We start from the raw sequence: 16850 nt of genomic DNA, 5'->3' as shown, positions 1-16850 counted from the left end.
CCCCGATGAGGCCATCAGCCACACCGCTAAACCCCAGCCCTCGCCTGCAAACTAAGATGTGCCCTCTCTCCCGGCGCCAAACTGGCCCCGGCCATCGCCGACTCCACGCACACAAACCCCGACGCCTCGTTAAAGCTGACCCCCAACAGCGGCCGGCTGCCCGGGTGCCACACCACGGTGTTGGCGCTGTCACCGGTGTCGATGCACAGTTCGCGCTGCCAGGCGTGATCCTTGAGCTGCAACTCGCCCTCGTGCCGGAAGACCCGCTGGCACCCACCCTCCACCCGCAATTCGCCTTCCTGCTGGCAAGCCTGGCGATTGAGCTGGTCGTAACCTTGTGCACCGTCGAGCCCAGACAGCGCTATCTCGTCGACGTGACCAATACGCCAGTAAGCGTGCAATGCATGGCTCAACTGGCACGGCAACTCGTCCTGATGCTCGGTGCTCAGGCGCAGCTCCAGGGTTTCGCCCAGGTGCGCGTGCAGGTCGACCTGCCAGTCGCACAGCTGCAATTGCCAATGCAGGCGCACGCCGTCGTCGTCGGTGCTGCTGTCGAGCAGTTTCCAGTCGATCAACCGCGCCCAGCCATGGGAGGGCCATGCGTTTTCGCTCGGGTGACGGCCATACCACGGCCAGCACACCGGCACGCCGCCCCGAATGGCGCCGACCTGCGGCCACTTGGCCGCGCACCACAACCAGGGTTTCTGGTCACGGGGCTGAAAATGCAGCAGTTGTGCGCCCTGGCGACTGAACACCGCCTGGCACAGCGGGTGGTCGATCACCAACACGTCGCGCAGCTGAAAGCGCTCCCAGGCGAACACCGGACGCTCGCGCAGGGATTTGAAAAAGCGTTGCAGCGGTTGCTCATGCATGTGCCACGGTCCTGAATATCTTCACAGTGCCACGCAAAAAAAAGCGGATAGCCATGGCTACCCGCAAAATGCGCACAGAGAGAAGGAGCTTATCGCAACAGCGTTAGAACGTAGACTGGATTTTCAAACCAGCCACCAACGCGTTGTCGACTTTATCCACGCCGCCAGGTTGCACGACGTACTGCAGGTTGGGACGTACGGTCAGCCAGTTGGTAACGTGGAAGCCGTAGTTGATTTCGAAGTTGTATTCGGTTTCGCGGATCGGCGTGTACAACGGGTTGTCGTAGTCGCTGACGCCGTTGGCGGCATTGAGCAATTCCGCGTTTTTCTTCACGTCATTGTTGACGTGCAGGCGCGCGGCACCAATACCGACGTCGTCTTTTGGACGCGCATCGAATGGACCTTTGTACACCAGCATGAGCGACTGATAGTTGTCGACCAGGTTGGTTTCCTTATCGTGGAAGGTCGCGTTGGCCGCGATGTTCAGACCACGGGAAGCGTCGCCGTTGTGCGTGGTGAGTTGCTGTTGCGCAACGAACCAGTAGCCTTTCTTGCTGCTGCGGGTACGGAAGTCTGCGCCAGTGAGGACAGCATTGCCGCCGTTGACGTCTTCACGTACATCCGGAGCATCGGCGGCGCTCTTGTAGTAACCCACACGGTATTCGCCCGGCAGGTTATTAACCTTCGGCGACCAGACCAATTCCACCGGAATCACGGTGCCCTTGGTGCCGCTGCCGCTGAGCTTGAAGCCGTTGCCGTGTTCCAGCTGCGATGGGTTCTGGTTGTAGGCACCGATTTGCGCATACAGCTCTGGCGTGATGTTGTACTTCACGCGGATCGCCGCCTGGCTGACCGGCCAGTTGTACCAGGTGTTCACGTAGTTACCGACCTGGGAGCCGCAGAACGACAGGTTCTGGAAGTCGCATGGGAAGGTGTTGAAGTCTTCGCCTTCACCGAAGTAGCCGAGCTTCACATCCAGCTTGTTGTCGAACATCTGGTGCTGGATCCAGAACTGGGTCAGACGCACCATGTGGCCACGACCGTAGACTTCCATGGACGAACTCAGCGTGCCGGCACGCGGGTCGCCAATGCGGTCGTTGGAGATGTTCTGGCCATTACGGTTGGTGAACTGGATCTTGGCCTGGGTGTTATCCCAGCCCCACAGTTTTTGCAGGTCCAGTGCCACGCCCAGACCGAACTGGTCGGAATAGCGACCGGTCTTGTCGTCGTTATAACCGCCGTGGGCGTTGTAGCCCATCTCCCCTACGTAGTCAGCCTTGATGTCGATACCTTGCTCGATCAGCTTGGTACGTTCGCCGCCCCAATCGCCGGTCATCCACTTGGAATCGGCGCTGAATGCATCGGCCGCCATCGCATTGGCGGACAATACCAGGGCTGCTGCCGCTGACAATTGGCAGATCAGCCGGGTGTTGTTGTGTTGCTTTTTCATCCCTACATCCTCGTCTTTATTGTTATTAAACTGTTTTTATCTAACGCGGGTTACTTTTTTTCAATTAAAACAACACGTTACCTGCTTCAGCGACCCTTGAATTGGGCCACATTGTCGGCATGCCCCTGTGCGGGCAATGAAGAAGCGGTGCCCAGGCGCTCGCCGGTGTTGGCGTCGAACAACAAGACCTTGGCCGGGTCGAATTGCAGGGTCAGTGTCTCCCCCACTTGGGGTGCTACGTCCGGTGCAAGACGGCAGCACACCTTGGTGTCATTGAGCTGCACGAACACCAGGGTGTCCGGGCCGGTGGGCTCGGTGACCTGGACTTCGGCACGAATGCTCGACGACCCATTGCCTTCCCCCGTCGCCAGCACGATCTGCTCCGGGCGCAGGCCCAGGATCACATCGCGGTCTTCCAGGCCCGTGTCGTTCATGCTCAGCGGCAATTCGCAGCGGGCCTGGCCGCTATCGAGCAGCGCAACCAAGTGACCGTCTTTGCGTTTTAGGCGCATGGGAACGAAGTTCATGGGTGGTGAACCGATAAAGCTTGCCACAAATAGGTTAGCAGGGTCGTTGTAAATTTCCTTCGGCGTGCCGAATTGTTGGATGATGCCGTCCTTCATCACCGCCACTTTATCGCCCAGGGTCATCGCCTCGATCTGGTCGTGGGTCACGTAGACGGTGGTGGTCTTGAGGCGCTGGTGCATCAGCTTCATTTCGGTGCGCATCTCGACGCGCAGCTTGGCGTCGAGGTTGGACAGCGGTTCGTCGAACAGGTAGATCTTCGGGCGACGCGCCAGCGCACGGCCCATGGCCACACGCTGTTGCTGACCACCAGACAGCTGGCCCGGCTTGCGATTGAGCAGGTGCTCGATCTGCAGCAGCTTGGCCACGCGCGCCACTTCAGCGTCGATGTCGGCCTGGGGCATCTTGCGGATCTTGAGACCGAACTCGATGTTCTCGCGCACGCTCATGGTCGGGTACAGCGCGTAGGACTGAAACACCATGGCGATGTCGCGATCCTTGGGGCTCATGCCGCTCACGTCCTGATCACCGATCATGATCGCGCCGCCGGTGATGGTTTCCAGGCCGGCGATGCAGTTCATCAGCGTGGATTTACCACAGCCCGACGGGCCGACCAGGATCAGGAATTCGCCTTCCTTGATCGACAGTTCGATGTTCTTCAAGGTGTCGGGCAGGCCGGCGCCATAGGTCTTGTTTACATTGCGAAGTTCAAGCGTAGCCATGATTACCCCTTGACCGCGCCGGCCGTGAGGCCGCGCACGAAATACTTGCCTGCGATCACATAGACCAGCAGGGTCGGCAGCCCGGCGATCATCGCCGCCGCCATATCCACGTTATATTCCTTGGCCCCGGTGCTGGTATTGACCAGGTTGTTCAGCGCCACCGTGATGGGCTGGGAGTCGCCGCTGGAGAACACCACGCCGAAGAGGAAGTCGTTCCATATCTGAGTGAACTGCCAGATCAGGCAGACCATGATGATCGGGGTCGACATCGGCAGAATGATCTGACGGAAGATGGTGAAGAAACCCGCACCGTCCAGGCGTGCCGCCTTGATCAGCGCATCCGGGATGCTCACGTAGTAGTTACGGAAGAACAGCGTGGTAAACGCCAGGCCGTAGACGACGTGCACAAACACCAGGCCCGTGGTGGTGCTGGCCAGGCCCATCTTGCCGAGGGTGAACGATGCCGGCAGCAGTACGGTCTGGAACGGCAGGAAGCAGCCGAACAGCAGCAAGCCGAAGAACAGCTGCGAACCGCGGAAGCGCCAGAACGACAGCACGTAGCCATTCAGCGCACCGATGGCGGTGGAGATGAGCACGGCCGGAACGGTGATCTTGATCGAGTTCCAGAAGTAACCATCCACCGTATCCCAGGCCTTGATCCAGCCAATGCCGGTGACTACGGTCGGCCAGCTCAGCAGGTTGCCGGTGGTGATGTCTTCCGGGGTCTTGAAGCTGGTGAGCAACATCACCACCAGCGGCACCAGGTACAGCAGCACCGCGAGAATCAGCACCGCGTAGATCGCGATGCGGCTCAGGCTGATGGCGGGTTTGGAGGCGAGACTAGTCATTACGTTTGGTCCTCAGCTCGGAGTAGAGGTAAGGCACGATGATCGCGAGGATCGCACCGAGCATCAGGATTGCACTGGCCGAACCCATGCCCATCTGGCCACGGCTGAAGGTGAACGAGTACATGAACATTGCAGGCAGGTCGGACGAGTAGCCCGGGCCACCGGCGGTCATTGCCGCCACCAGGTCGAAGCTCTTGATCGCAATGTGCGCCAGGATCATCACCGCACTGAAGAACACCGGACGCAGGCTGGGCAGCACCACGCTCCAGTAGATGCGCGGCAGGCTCGCGCCATCGATCTGGGCCGCACGGATGATCGATTGATCAACACCGCGCAGGCCGGCGAGGAACATCGCCATGATAAAGCCCGAGGCTTGCCAGACAGCAGCGATCACCAGGCAGTAAACGACGCGGTCCGGATCGATCAGCCAGTCCAGGCGGAAACCTTCCCAGCCCCAGTCACGCAGGAGTTTGTCCAGGCCCATGCCGGGGTTGAGCAGCCATTTCCAGGCGGTACCGGTGACGATCATCGAGAGCGCCATCGGGTATAGGTAAATGGTGCGGATAAAGCCTTCGCGGCGGATTTTCTGGTCGAGGAAAATCGCCAGCGTCACGCCGATCACCAGGGTGATGCCGATGAACATGCCGCCAAACAGCGCCAGGTTCTTGCTCGCCACCCACCAGCGATCGTTGTCGAACAACCGCTCGTATTGCGCAAGGCCCGCCCATTTGTAACTGGGCAGGAAGGTGGACGTGGTGAACGACAGTACAAACGTCCACAGGATGTAGCCGTAGAAGCCTACCAACACGATAAACATGCTGGGCGCCAGCACCAGTTTGGGTAGCCAGCGCTGCAGTGCATCGAACGGCGAGGCTTTGCTGAACACAGCAACAGAACTCATGGGGAAATCCAATAAAAGACTGAAGGCAGCTACAAGCTACAAGCTGAAAGCGTCAAGACAACCGCGCCCACTTGTAGCTTGTAACTTGCAGCTCGTAGCTTATTTAGCCGACTTGATCGCAGCGCCGAGTTTCTTGGCGGTGTCGGCCGGATCGGCTTTCGGGTCGTTGATGTAGTTGGTCACAACGTCAAAGAACGCACCTTGCACAGCCAGGGTGGTGGCCATGTTGTGCGCCATGCTCGGCTGCAGGCCACCGGTCTTGGCGTCTGCCAGGAAGTCTTTGGCGGCGGTCTGCGCGCAGGAGTCAAAGCCGTACGAATCCATTTTGTTCAGCATGTCGTTACGCACAGGGATCGAACCCTTGTTGATGCTGAACACCTTCTGGAAGTTTTCACCCAGGACGACTTTGGCGATGTCCTGCTGACCGGCAGCAGTGCCTTTGTCTTTCTGCTTGAACACCGCCAGGGAGTCGATGTTGTAGGTGAAGGCTTTGTCGGTGCCTGGGAAGGCTACGCACTCGTAGTCCTTGCCCGCGACTTTCTTGGCAGCGGTCCATTCGGACTTGGCCCAGTCACCCATGATCTGCATGCCGGCCTTGCCGTTGATGACCTTGCCCGCTTCGAGGTTCCAGTCCTGGCCTTTGCCGTCGACGTCCATGTAGGTCGCGACTTTTTTCAGCTCAGTCAGCGACTTGACCATTTCCGGGCCGGTCAGCGCAGCGTTATCCAGGTCGACCAGGGCTTTCTTGTAGCCATCAGCGCCCATCACCGACAGAACCACCGCTTCGAATACGGTGCTGTCCTGCCAAGGCTGGCCACCATGGGCGAGCGGGATGAAGCCCGCGGCCTTGAGCTTGTCGCCGGCGGCGTAGAATTCTTCGAGGGTGGTGGGGTTCTTGGTGATGCCGGCTTTCTTGAAGACTTGCGGGTTGATCCACAGCCAGTTCACACGGTGAATGTTGACCGGTACGGCGACGTAGTCACCGTCGTACTTCACAGTGTCAGAGACTTTCTTGTCGAGCAGGGAGTCCCACTTTTCTTCTTTGGCCACGTCTTTGAGGACGTCGGTGTCGAGCAGGCCTGTGGACGCCCATTCCTGGATGTCGGGGCCTTTGATCTGGGCAACGCCTGGCGGGTTGCCGGCGACCGCGCGGCTTTTGAGCACGGTCATGGCCGTGGCGCCACCGCCACCGGCGACGGCACCGTCTTTCCAGGTGAAGCCGTCTTTCTCGACTTGGGCCTTCAGGACATCTACAGCCGCTTTTTCGCCACCCGAGGTCCACCAATGCACAACTTCAACCGTCCCTTTGGAGTCGGCGGCAAATGCACTGAGAGGAAACAACGAGGCAACGGAAATAGCTACGGCGAGGCGATTAATCGCGTTCATCTGAATACCTTTTCTTGTTGTTATGCATGCAAGTCTGGAGCTTGCGCTGCACGGAGTTTAAACATGGTTTTTTTGAGCGCAGGTAACAAAGGGATGCACAAATGTCACCACTTGGTGACATAGCACCCAGCGCCTAAAGCGCTGGCCATGCTCGGCGCCAAGGGCAGTGCAGGCAGCACTACCGCTTGCCAGGCATGGTACAGGTCCGGCTTGCCACCCCAGATGGTGCTGCTGGGCTGGTTGTGCGGGCTGAGTTCGTGGTGCCAGCTGCCGTGGCGCCGGTCGATGAAATGGGTGTCGCAAAATTCCCAGAACCGCCGGTACCAGGTTTCGTAGTGAGCTTCACCGGTACGCTTGAGCAGGGCTTGAGCCGCGGCACTGGCTTCGGCGTGAGTCCAGTGCAGGCGCTCGCGCACCACCGGCTGATGCTGCCAGTCCAGCGTGTAGACGATGCCGGGGGCGCCATCCACATTCCAGGCGAATTCACAGGCACTGGCGAACAGCCCCTTGGCGTCGCCGACCAACCCATCCGGCGTGACCAGCCCGGCTTGCAGGCGCGCGGCTTCCAGGTGCAAGACCAGCCGCGCCCATTCGAAACCGTGGCCGGGGGTGATGCCGTAGGGGCGGAAACCGTCGGCGGGGTTGTCTTCGTTGTAACCGAGCAGCGGTTGCCATTGGCTGTCGAAATGCTCGATCACCATGAATTGGTTGCCGGCCGCGTGAGTGCAGATCACGCGCTCGACGATGCGCAGTGCGCGGTCCAGCCAGCGCGTATCACCGGTCACATCGGCCAGGGCGAGAAACGCTTCGGTGGCGTGCATGTTGCTGTTGGCGCCGCGATAGGCTTCCAGGCCGCTCCAGTCGCGGGCAAAGGACTCAAGCATCGCGCCCTCCTCCTCGCTCCAGAAAAACTGGTCGATGATGTGGATGGCGTCATTGAGCAGGGTTTGCGCACCCGGCGCACCCGGCGCACCCGCCACCACCGCAGAGCTGGCGGCCAGGGCGACAAACGCATGCAGATACGCAGCCTTGCCGGTGTTGCCATCCACCGCCTGCGGCGCAGCGAACCAGCCGCCATGCTCGCTGTCGCGCAAAGGGCCACTTAGGGCCGCCACCCCGTGCTCAACCAGCTCGGCATACCCCGGCAAGCCCATGGCATGCGCCATGGCGAAGCTGTGGGTCATGCGCGCGGTGTTCATGGTTTCTGCGTGGGCAGTGGATGGGAGCTGGCCTTTGTCGTCGAGGTTGCCAAAGCCGTCCGGCAGGCGGGAGCCTTGGCGAATGACAGCAGGCGCTGGCCTTCGGCGGCGAGCCAGGCGTGATGGGCAGGTGCGTTGAGCCAACTGCTGGCAGGCAGTGGTTGCGTGGTCATGGGCGGCCCTTATTGTTTTTTGTGGGGTGACGGGAGTCTAAACAAGGGCGTGAACGGGGCAAGTAACGAAGGGGATGGGAAATGTCACCGAGTGGTGACAATGTTACCAGCGCGCATTATTTAACTTTGACAACAATCCCAAATGTGGAAGGGAGGGGCTTGCCCCCTCCTACATTTGGTCCGGTTTTAATCATTGACCAAGCGGGGTGATCTTCGCCGGCGTGTTGAGCTGCTGCTGCAGGTTCTGCACCTGGCTCTGCAAGGTCGTGATATTGCGCGTGGTCTGGATGCGGAACACGTCGAACTCTTTATTGGTCGGCGCATCGTTATTGGCCGGCTGGGCGTCCTGCGCGCTTTTGAGTACCACCAAGTCCTGTTCAAGACGGGCGATGGCGGCGCTTGGGTTGCCTTGTTTTTTCAGCGCGGCCACGTCGGCGGCCAGCTCCTTGATCTCATTGTCGCGCCTGCCGGCGTCCCCTTGCGCGGCCTTGAGGGTGGCTACCGCGTCGGTCAGGGCTTGCACCTGGCCTTGCAGCTTGGCATTGGCGCTCGACAGTTCGGTAGTACTGGCGGTCATTTGCGCAAGGCGCTTGTCCAGGTCGGTGGCCTGGCCGGCCACGCCGAGCTGCTGCTTACTCTGTTCCTGCAACTGGCTCTCTAACTGCTTGATCTGCGCTTTGAGTGCCTCGCTGCCGTTATTCACACTGGCCTGGCTGGCGAACACCTTGCCGGAAATATCCTGCAGGCGCCCCGCCGCTTCTTCGCTGATGCGCGCAAAGCTTTCCTGGGTGGCGACCAACTGCTGGCCCATCAGCGAGATCTGCTGGAAGCTCCACCAGGCCAGGCCGGCAAAGGCGATCAGCAGCGCACCGATCAACGCCCACAGCGGACCGGTGCTGGCCCCCTTGACCTTGATCACGGGTGTGTTTCGCGAACGCACCGAAGTGGCCGGGGAAGGTTCGAAATCATCGTCATCCCCAAGGTCGGCCCGCAGGCTGGGAACGTTGTCGAGATCGTCGTTGGCATCGTTACGCATGTATCAACCCTGAATCGGTGAGGTGACTGGCGGGAGAGCCGAGCGAGCGGAGTATAAACCGCAGTCGCGTCGCACTGATCGACCCGGAACCCTGAATTCGGTTCCCGATATGTTGCCTGGTGTGACCTTTACTTGAGCCCGGGATCCTGCGCCTTCCACCAGCCGCAGAATTCGTCGAGGGCGGTCCACAGGCTGACTTTGGGCTCGTAGTCCAGATAATGCCTGGCCCGGCTGATGTCGAGGGTGAAATTTTTGTTCATGACCTGCATGCCCAGGCGCGACAACGAAGGCTCCGGGCGCCCGGGCCACATGGCGCAGAACGCCTCGTTCAATGCGGCCACACTGTAGGACAAACCGTAGGAGCGATAACGAGTGACCTGGGGCAACTCCATTTGGCGCATCACGTAGTTCACCACATCCCACACCGGCACCGGCGCGCCGTTGCTGATGTTGTAGGCCCTGCCCAGTGCCGAGCCGGGGGCCAGCAGGCTGCTGAGCAACGCTTCATTGAGGTTGTGAATACTGGTGAAGTCGACTTTGTTCAGGCCGTCGCCCACGATGGCCAGGCGGTTCTTACGCTGCATCTTCAGCAGGCGTGGAAAGATGCTCATGTCCCCCGCCCCGGTCACAAAGCGCGGGCGCAGGGCCAATACTTCCAGGCCGAACTCCTGGGCGCCGAAGACTTTCTGCTCCGCCAGGTATTTGGTGGCGGCATAGGGATGCTTGAAGCGCTTGGGCACTTGTTCTTCGGTCAGGCCCAGATGGTTGCGGCCATCAAAGTAGATCGACGGCGACGACAGGTGCACCAGGCGCCCGACGCGTTGCTTGAGGCAGGCTTCGACGACGTTTTCAGTGACCAGCACGTTGCCCTGATGAAAGTCCTGATAACGCCCCCACAGTCCCACGGCACCTGCGCAGTGCACCACCGCTTCAACATCGCGGCACAGGTCGCGCACCAGGTCGGCATCATTCAGGTCACCCTGGATAAACTCGGCACCGCGCCTTACCAGGTGCTCCACACCCTCGGCGCGGCGCCCGTTGACCCGTACATCCAGGCCCTGCTCCAGGGCGAAACGCGCAAAGCGCCCGCCGATGAAGCCGCTTGCGCCGGTGACCAGAATCTTCATGTATTACTCCGTGTTCTTTCGTTTTTTCATCGCTGTTGCCTTGACGCACGCCATCAGTCCAACGGCACCAACCATTGACCACACGCCTGAGCCAGATGGTCGGTCAACACGCCCAACAGTTGCCCGCCACTGCGCCAATGATGCCAGTACAACGGCACGTCGATGGGCTTATCTGGCAGTAACTCCACCAGCGCGCCTCTTTCCAGTTGGTCGCGCACCTGCAATTCAGGCACCAGCCCCCAGCCGAGGCCGGCTTCCGTCAGGCGGATAAAGCCTTCGGAGGATGGGCATAAATGATGTTCGAAACCACCGTCGACACCGAGCGAAGCCAGATAGCGATGCTGCAGGAAATCGTCCGGGCCAAACACCAGCGCCGGTGTGCGGGCCAACTGATCGGCGCGCACGCCCTGCGGGAAATGCCGGGTTATAAAGGCCGGGCTGGCCAGCGCCCGGTAACGCATGGCGCCGAGCAGCAGGCTGCGCGCACCGGCAACCGGACGTTCGCTGGCGCAAATGCAAGCCGCCACTTCACCGGCGCGCATGCGCTTGAGGCTCACGGTCTGGTCCTCTACGACCAGGTCGAGGAGCAAATGCTGCTCGGCGCAAAAATCGCTGACCGCCTCGGCCCACCAGGTGGCGAGGCTGTCCGCGTTCAGGGCGATGCGCAGGCGTTCGGGCATGCCCTCCTCGTCCAGTGCTGGCACCTGGCTTTGCAGGTCACGCTCCAGCAAGCGTACCTGTTGCACATGGTTGAGCAGGCGCCGGCCGATATCGGTCGGCGTCGGCGGCGTGGCACGTACCAGCACCGACTGGCCGATGCGCGTTTCGAGCAACTTGATGCGTTGGGAAATTGCCGACTGCGATATACCCAGCACTTGAGCGCCGCGCTCGAAGCCGGCCTGTTCCACCACGGCCGCCAGGGCGGAGAGCAATTTATACTCGAACATCAGTTTCCCTAATGAGCAATGAGCAAGATTTGTTTTTCTTATACAGCCTGAACCATGAGAATGACCAGCATCGTTGAGAGGATCTTATCTATGTGGCAAAGCTATATGAACGGATTGCTGGTGGCCCTCGGCCTGATCATGGCCATCGGCACGCAAAACGCCTTCGTGCTGGCGCAGAGTCTGCGCCGTGAACATCACCTGCCCGTTGCGGCGCTGTGTGTGATTTGCGACGCGTTGCTGGTCACCGCAGGCGTATTCGGCCTGGCCACGGTGCTGGCTCACAGCCCGATCCTGTTGGGCGTGGCGCGCTGGGGCGGCGCTGCGTTCCTGGTGTGGTATGGCGTGTCGGCATTGCGTCGAGCCTGTTCGACACAGAGCCTGGATCAAGGCGCCAATATCAAGATGCGCTCCCTGCGCGCGGTACTGCTCAGTGCCTTGGCGGTCACCTTGCTCAACCCCCACGTGTACCTGGACACGGTATTGCTGATTGGTTCGCTGGGCGCGCAACAAACCGACCCCGGCGCCTATGTGGCCGGCGCCGCCAGCGCTTCGTTCCTGTGGTTCATGACCCTGGCCGTGGGCGCGGCATGGCTGGCACCGTGGTTGGCACGCCCGGCGACCTGGCGCCTGCTGGACCTGTTGGTGGCGGGGATGATGTTCAGCGTGGCCTACCAATTAATAAGCGCGCCGTGAACTTATTCCAAAAGGCTCTGGAACCTCTATCCCACACAGTTGTTGCGTGGTTTTGCCGCACCCCCGGTGCTATGATCCTGCCCCTGCGCCGCAAAGAGTACAAACTCCCCGGCGCATGTTTGGCCGCCCGTGATCGGCCTTGCGCTCACCGCAACTGACCTGATTAGGAGAATCATCATGGCTTTCGAATTGCCGCCGCTGCCCTACGCACACGATGCCCTGCAGCCGCACATCTCCAAGGAAACCTTGGAATACCACCACGACAAGCACCACAACACCTATGTCGTGAACCTGAACAACCTGGTGCCTGGCACCGAGTTCGAAGGCAAGACCCTGGAAGAGATCGTCAAATCCTCTTCGGGCGGCATCTTCAACAACGCCGCTCAGGTCTGGAACCACACTTTCTACTGGAACTGCCTGGCACCAAACGCCGGCGGCCAACCTACCGGCGCACTGGCTGAAGCCATCAACGCGGCGTTCGGTTCGTTCGACAAGTTCAAGGAAGAGTTCACCAAGACGTCCGTCGGCACCTTCGGTTCCGGTTGGGGCTGGCTGGTGAAAAAGGCTGACGGTTCTCTGGCCCTGGCCAGCACCATCGGCGCCGGCAACCCGCTGACCAACGGCGACACGCCGCTGCTGACCTGCGACGTGTGGGAACATGCCTACTACATCGACTACCGCAACGTGCGTCCAAAGTATGTGGAAGCGTTCTGGAACCTGGTCAACTGGAAGTTCGTGGCTGAGCAGTTCGAAGGCAAGACCTTCACTGCCTAAGCAACGCTTGCAGTAAAAAGAGCCCGGCGATTGCCGGGCTTTTTTTGGGCACTTGAAAAAATGCACGCCGTGCAGGAAGTGCGGAACTCACTGAAACGAATTCGCCACCCAGACGACGAGAGAAATACCTCTCTCAGTTCATGTAGGAGAGTCCGCAATGGATCCGTTATCGATGGGTATGTCGGCATTATCGTCAGTGATGCCAGTCGTCGGCCAAGGCCTGGATGTGCTGGGCAAAGGCTTGGATTTGCTCGGGAAGATCGTGGACGCAAAAAGCACGAGCGCCAATCAGGACCCAGGCAAAATCTGCGCCGATACGCACCAGAGCAACACTGTTCAGATCAGTTACAACGCATAAAACAGTGGTTCCCGCCAGGCGGGATACCCAAAAGGTTCGCGCCCTTTAGGCCCCGCACCGCATCAGAGAGCGGCGGATTTTATCCGCCCTCTTCCTGCCCCACCTGCATTCGACCGCTTCCCGTCGCCCCACGCCCCAATGTTCCTTTGACGGCCGCCATCAGATTGCCAATACTCATGGCATATTGAAGGCCACCCGCATGAGACAAGGAATGCCCCTTTGAAGCTGGAACTCAAAAACAGCTTGTCGGTGAAGTTGCTACGGGTGGTGCTGCTGTCGGCATTGATCGTGGGCGTGGCGCTGAGCGTGGCGCAGATCGTGTTTGATGCCTATAAGACGCGCCAGGCCGTGGCCGGTGATGCTCAGCGCATCCTCGACATGTTTCGCGACCCTTCGACCCAGGCCGTCTACAGCCTGGACCGCGAGATGGGCATGCAGGTGATCGAAGGGCTGTTCCAGGACGATGCCGTGCGCATGGCCTCCATCGGCCACCCCAACGAAACCATGCTGGCGGAAAAAAGCCGCGCGCTGCAGCAATCCTCCAGCCGCTGGCTGACCGACCTGATTCTTGGCCAGGAACGCACCTTTACCACCAGCCTGGTCGGCAAAGGCCCCTACAGCGAATATTACGGTGACCTGAGCATTACCCTCGACACGGCCACCTATGGTCAGGGGTTTATTGTCAATTCGGTGATCATCTTCATTTCTGGGGTACTGCGCGCGCTCGCCCTGGGCCTGGTGCTGTACCTGGTCTACCACTGGTTGCTGACCAAACCGCTGTCGCGAATCATCGAGCACCTGACCTCAATCAACCCGGACCGCCCCAGCGAACACAAGATTCCGCTGCTCAAGGGTCATGAGCGCAACGAACTGGGGCTGTGGATCAACACCGCCAACCAATTGCTCGAATCCATCGAGCGCAACACTCATTTACGTCACGAAGCGGAAAGCAGCCTGTTGCGCATGGCCCAGTACGACTTTCTGACCGGCCTGCCGAACCGCCAGAAACTGCAGGAGCAACTGGACAAGATCCTGATCGACGCCGGCCGCCGGCAGCGCCGTGTGGCCGTGTTGTGCGTGGGACTGGATGACTTCAAAAGCATCAACGAGCAATTTACCTACCAGGCCGGCGACAAATTGCTGCTGGCCCTGGCCGACCGCCTGCGCGCCCACAGCGGCCGCCTCGGCGCCCTGGCACGCCTGGGCGGCGATCAGTTTGCCCTGGTCCAGGCCAATATCGATCAGCCCTACGAAGCCGCCGAACTCGCGCAAAGTATCCTCGACGACCTGGAAGCGGAGTTCGCCCTCGATCAGGAACCGATCCGCCTGCGTGCCACCATCGGCATCACCCTGTTCCCCGAAGATGGCGACAGCACCGAGAAGCTGCTGCAAAAAGCCGAGCAGACCATGACCCTGGCCAAGAGCCGCTCGCGCAACCGCTATCAGTTCTATATCGCCAGCGTCGACAGCGAAATGCGCCGGCGCCGCGAATTGGAAAAAGACCTGCGCGAGGCGTTGAGCCGCGACCAGTTTCACCTGGTGTACCAACCGCAGATCAGCTACCGCGACCAGCATGTGGTGGGCGTGGAAGCGCTGATTCGCTGGCAGCATCCGGAACACGGGCTGGTGCCGCCGGACCTGTTTATTCCCTTGGCCGAACAGAACGGCACCATCATTCCCATCGGTGAATGGGTGCTGGACCAGGCCTGCCGCCAACTGCGCGAATGGCACGACCAGGGGTTCACCGGCCTGCGCATGGCGGTCAACCTGTCTACCGTGCAGTTGCACCACACCGAGCTGCCCCGGGTAGTGAATAACCTGATGCAGATCTACCGCCTGCCGCCACGCAGCCTGGAGCTGGAAGTCACCGAGACCGGCCTGATGGAGGACATCAGCACCGCCGCCCAGCACCTGCTGAGCCTGCGCCGTTCCGGGGCGTTGATCGCCATCGACGACTTCGGCACCGGTTACTCGTCGCTGAGCTATCTGAAAAGCCTGCCGCTGGACAAAATCAAGATCGACAAGAGCTTCGTCCAGGACCTGCTGGACGATGACGACGATGCGACCATCGTGCGAGCGATTATCCAATTGGGCAAAAGCCTCGGCATGCAGGTAATCGCCGAAGGCGTGGAAACCGCGGAACAGGAGGCTTACATCATCTCCGAAGGCTGCCACGAAGGTCAGGGTTACTACTACAGCAAACCCTTGCAGGCTCGGGAGCTGGCGGCTTTTTTGAAGCAGGCCGAGCGGGACAACGCGATGATTCTGTAACAGGGCGAAACGATAGTTAATATTTCCCGCGTATAACCCTTTACACAAAATGCAAATCTTTCGCATTATGTCGCAGTTTTTGCGCCCCCCCGCGCGTCCTATCAACAACCGAAGCAGGATGTTCGCCATGATTCGTATGCCCCTGGCCACCGCCAGTCTGCTGGCTATTGCCATTTCTCTCGCCGGTTGCGGCGAAGGTAAAGACAAGCCCGCAGCCAACCAGGCGCCGACCCCGGCTGCCAGCACTACCGCTCCAGCGGCTGCCACCCCTGCCGGCCAGGTCGACGAAACCGCCGCCAAAGCCGTGGTCGCGCATTACGCCGACATGGTCTTCGCGGTGTACAGCGACGCCGAATCCACCGCGAAAACCCTGCAGACCGCGGTCGACGCGTTCCTCGCCAAGCCGAACGACGAAACCCTGAAAGCCGCCCGCGCCGCCTGGGTTGCCGCCCGCGTGCCGTACCTGCAGAGCGAAGTGTTCCGCTTCGGCAACACCATCATCGACGACTGGGAAGGCCAGGTGAACGCATGGCCGCTGGACGAAGGCCTGATCGACTACACCGACAAATCCTATGAGCATGCCCTGGGCAACCCGGGCGCTACCGCCAACATCATCGCCAACACCCAGATCCAGATCGGCGAAGACAAGATCGACGTGAAGGTCATCACCCCGGAAAAACTCGCCAGCCTCAATGAGCTGGGCGGTTCCGAAGCCAACGTCGCCACCGGCTACCACGCCATTGAATTCCTGCTGTGGGGCCAGGACCTCAACGGCACCGGCCCCGGCGCAGGCAAGCGTCCCGCATCGGACTACCTGACCGGTAGCGGTGCCACCGGCGGCCACAACGAGCGCCGTCGCGCCTACCTGAGCGCCGTGACCCAACTGCTGGTCAGCGACCTGGAAGAAATGGTCGGCAACTGGAAACCCAACGTCGAAGACAACTATCGCGCCACCCTCGAGGCAGAACCTGCCACCGACGGCCTGCGCAAAATGTTGTTCGGCATGGGCAGCCTCTCCCTCGGCGAACTGGCCGGTGAGCGTATGAAAGTGTCCCTGGAAGCCAACTCGCCGGAAGACGAGCAGGACTGCTTCAGCGACAACACTCACAATTCGCACTTCTACGACGCCAAGGGCATCCGCAACGTCTACCTGGGCGAGTACACCCGCGTCGACGGCACCAAAATGACCGGCGCCAGCCTGTCGTCCCTGGTGGCCAAGGCGACCCGGCTGCCGATACCGCGCTGAAGGCCGACCTGGCCGCCACCGAGGCGAAGATCCAGGTCATGGTCGACCACGCCAACAAGGGTGAGCACTACGACCAGTTGATCGCCGCCGGTTACGAGGCAGGCAACCAGATCGTGCGCGACGCCATCGCGGCGCTGGTCAAGCAGACCGGCTCGATCGAAGCCGCGGCCGGCAAGCTGGGCATCAGCGACCTGAACCCGGACAGCGCTGATCACGAGTTCTGAGTGGTGCTGTGTTGAATGAGGCGACCTTCGGGTCGCCTTTTTTGTGCCTGCCCTTTCACAGTAGCACAACCCCCCGGGACCCCATGTGGGAGGGGGCT

The 16850-nt window shown here is 60.5% G+C and carries 13 protein-coding genes and 2 pseudogenes; 5 read left to right on the top strand and 10 right to left on the bottom strand.

The features are described 5' to 3' along the window. Positions 1 to 26: 26 nt before the first annotated feature. The 10 genes and pseudogenes from JWR98_RS26810 to JWR98_RS26765 all read right to left on the bottom strand — a co-directional run bounded on the left by JWR98_RS26810 (position 27) and on the right by JWR98_RS26765 (position 11186). Positions 27 to 872, bottom strand: coding sequence for a D-hexose-6-phosphate mutarotase (locus JWR98_RS26810; protein ID WP_205491658.1), 846 nt, complete (start codon positions 870 to 872; stop codon positions 27 to 29). A 103-nt stretch (positions 873 to 975) separates the two neighbouring features. After that, positions 976 to 2322 (bottom strand): carbohydrate porin, encoded by a 1347-nt coding sequence (locus JWR98_RS26805; RefSeq protein WP_003175729.1) that lies wholly within the window; start codon positions 2320 to 2322, stop codon positions 976 to 978. 86 nt (positions 2323 to 2408) lie between these two features. After that, on the bottom strand, positions 2409 to 3569 hold the full coding sequence (locus JWR98_RS26800; protein ID WP_003175730.1) for an ABC transporter ATP-binding protein: 1161 nt from the start codon (positions 3567 to 3569) through the stop codon (positions 2409 to 2411). Between the two features lie 2 nt (positions 3570 to 3571). Then, positions 3572 to 4417, bottom strand: coding sequence for a carbohydrate ABC transporter permease (locus JWR98_RS26795; RefSeq protein WP_003175731.1), 846 nt, complete (start codon positions 4415 to 4417; stop codon positions 3572 to 3574). Then, positions 4410 to 5318, bottom strand: a complete 909-nt coding sequence (locus tag JWR98_RS26790; protein WP_003175732.1) for a carbohydrate ABC transporter permease — start codon at positions 5316 to 5318, stop codon at positions 4410 to 4412. The genes JWR98_RS26795 and JWR98_RS26790 overlap by 8 nt, the downstream gene beginning before the upstream one ends. 99 nt (positions 5319 to 5417) lie before the next feature. Beyond that, entirely contained in the window at positions 5418 to 6704 is a 1287-nt protein-coding gene (locus JWR98_RS26785) for an ABC transporter substrate-binding protein (RefSeq protein ID WP_003175733.1), read from the bottom strand. Between the two features lie 104 nt (positions 6705 to 6808). Then, positions 6809 to 8076, bottom strand: a pseudogene (locus JWR98_RS26780) (D-mannose isomerase). A 190-nt stretch (positions 8077 to 8266) separates the two neighbouring features. Then, positions 8267 to 9112 (bottom strand): ATPase, encoded by an 846-nt coding sequence (locus tag JWR98_RS26775; protein ID WP_078734432.1) that lies wholly within the window; start codon positions 9110 to 9112, stop codon positions 8267 to 8269. A gap of 128 nt (positions 9113 to 9240) precedes the next feature. Then, positions 9241 to 10239, bottom strand: coding sequence for an NAD-dependent epimerase/dehydratase family protein (locus JWR98_RS26770; protein WP_078734433.1), 999 nt, complete (start codon positions 10237 to 10239; stop codon positions 9241 to 9243). Between the two features lie 53 nt (positions 10240 to 10292). Then, the gene (locus JWR98_RS26765) at positions 10293 to 11186 is read right to left on the bottom strand and encodes a LysR family transcriptional regulator ArgP (RefSeq protein ID WP_078734434.1); all 894 of its coding nucleotides are present in this window, start codon (positions 11184 to 11186) and stop codon (positions 10293 to 10295) included. Positions 11187 to 11276: 90 nt separating this feature from the next. Here JWR98_RS26765 and JWR98_RS26760 point away from each other — a divergent pair, with 90 nt between their 5' ends. The 5 genes and pseudogenes from JWR98_RS26760 to JWR98_RS26740 all read left to right on the top strand — a co-directional run bounded on the left by JWR98_RS26760 (position 11277) and on the right by JWR98_RS26740 (position 16752). Next, positions 11277 to 11879: a LysE/ArgO family amino acid transporter gene (locus JWR98_RS26760; protein ID WP_078734435.1), complete on the top strand. Its 603-nt coding sequence runs from the start codon at positions 11277 to 11279 to the stop codon at positions 11877 to 11879. Positions 11880 to 12056: 177 nt separating this feature from the next. Further along, positions 12057 to 12653, top strand: coding sequence for a superoxide dismutase (locus JWR98_RS26755; RefSeq protein WP_003175739.1), 597 nt, complete (start codon positions 12057 to 12059; stop codon positions 12651 to 12653). 157 nt (positions 12654 to 12810) lie between these two features. Beyond that, positions 12811 to 13011, top strand: coding sequence for a hypothetical protein (locus JWR98_RS26750; protein ID WP_078734436.1), 201 nt, complete (start codon positions 12811 to 12813; stop codon positions 13009 to 13011). 219 nt (positions 13012 to 13230) lie between these two features. Beyond that, a complete protein-coding gene (locus JWR98_RS26745) occupies positions 13231 to 15282 on the top strand; it encodes a putative bifunctional diguanylate cyclase/phosphodiesterase (protein WP_078734437.1) in 2052 nt (683 codons plus the stop codon). A gap of 127 nt (positions 15283 to 15409) precedes the next feature. Further along, positions 15410 to 16752: pseudogene (locus tag JWR98_RS26740) on the top strand (imelysin family protein). Positions 16753 to 16850 lie beyond the last annotated feature (98 nt).

The sequence above is a fragment of the Pseudomonas lactucae genome (genome assembly GCF_016937615.1).
In the GTDB taxonomy this organism is placed as follows: domain Bacteria; phylum Pseudomonadota; class Gammaproteobacteria; order Pseudomonadales; family Pseudomonadaceae; genus Aquipseudomonas; species Aquipseudomonas lactucae.
Note: the sequence above shows the minus strand (reverse complement) of the source record. Positions and strands in the feature narration are given on the sequence as shown.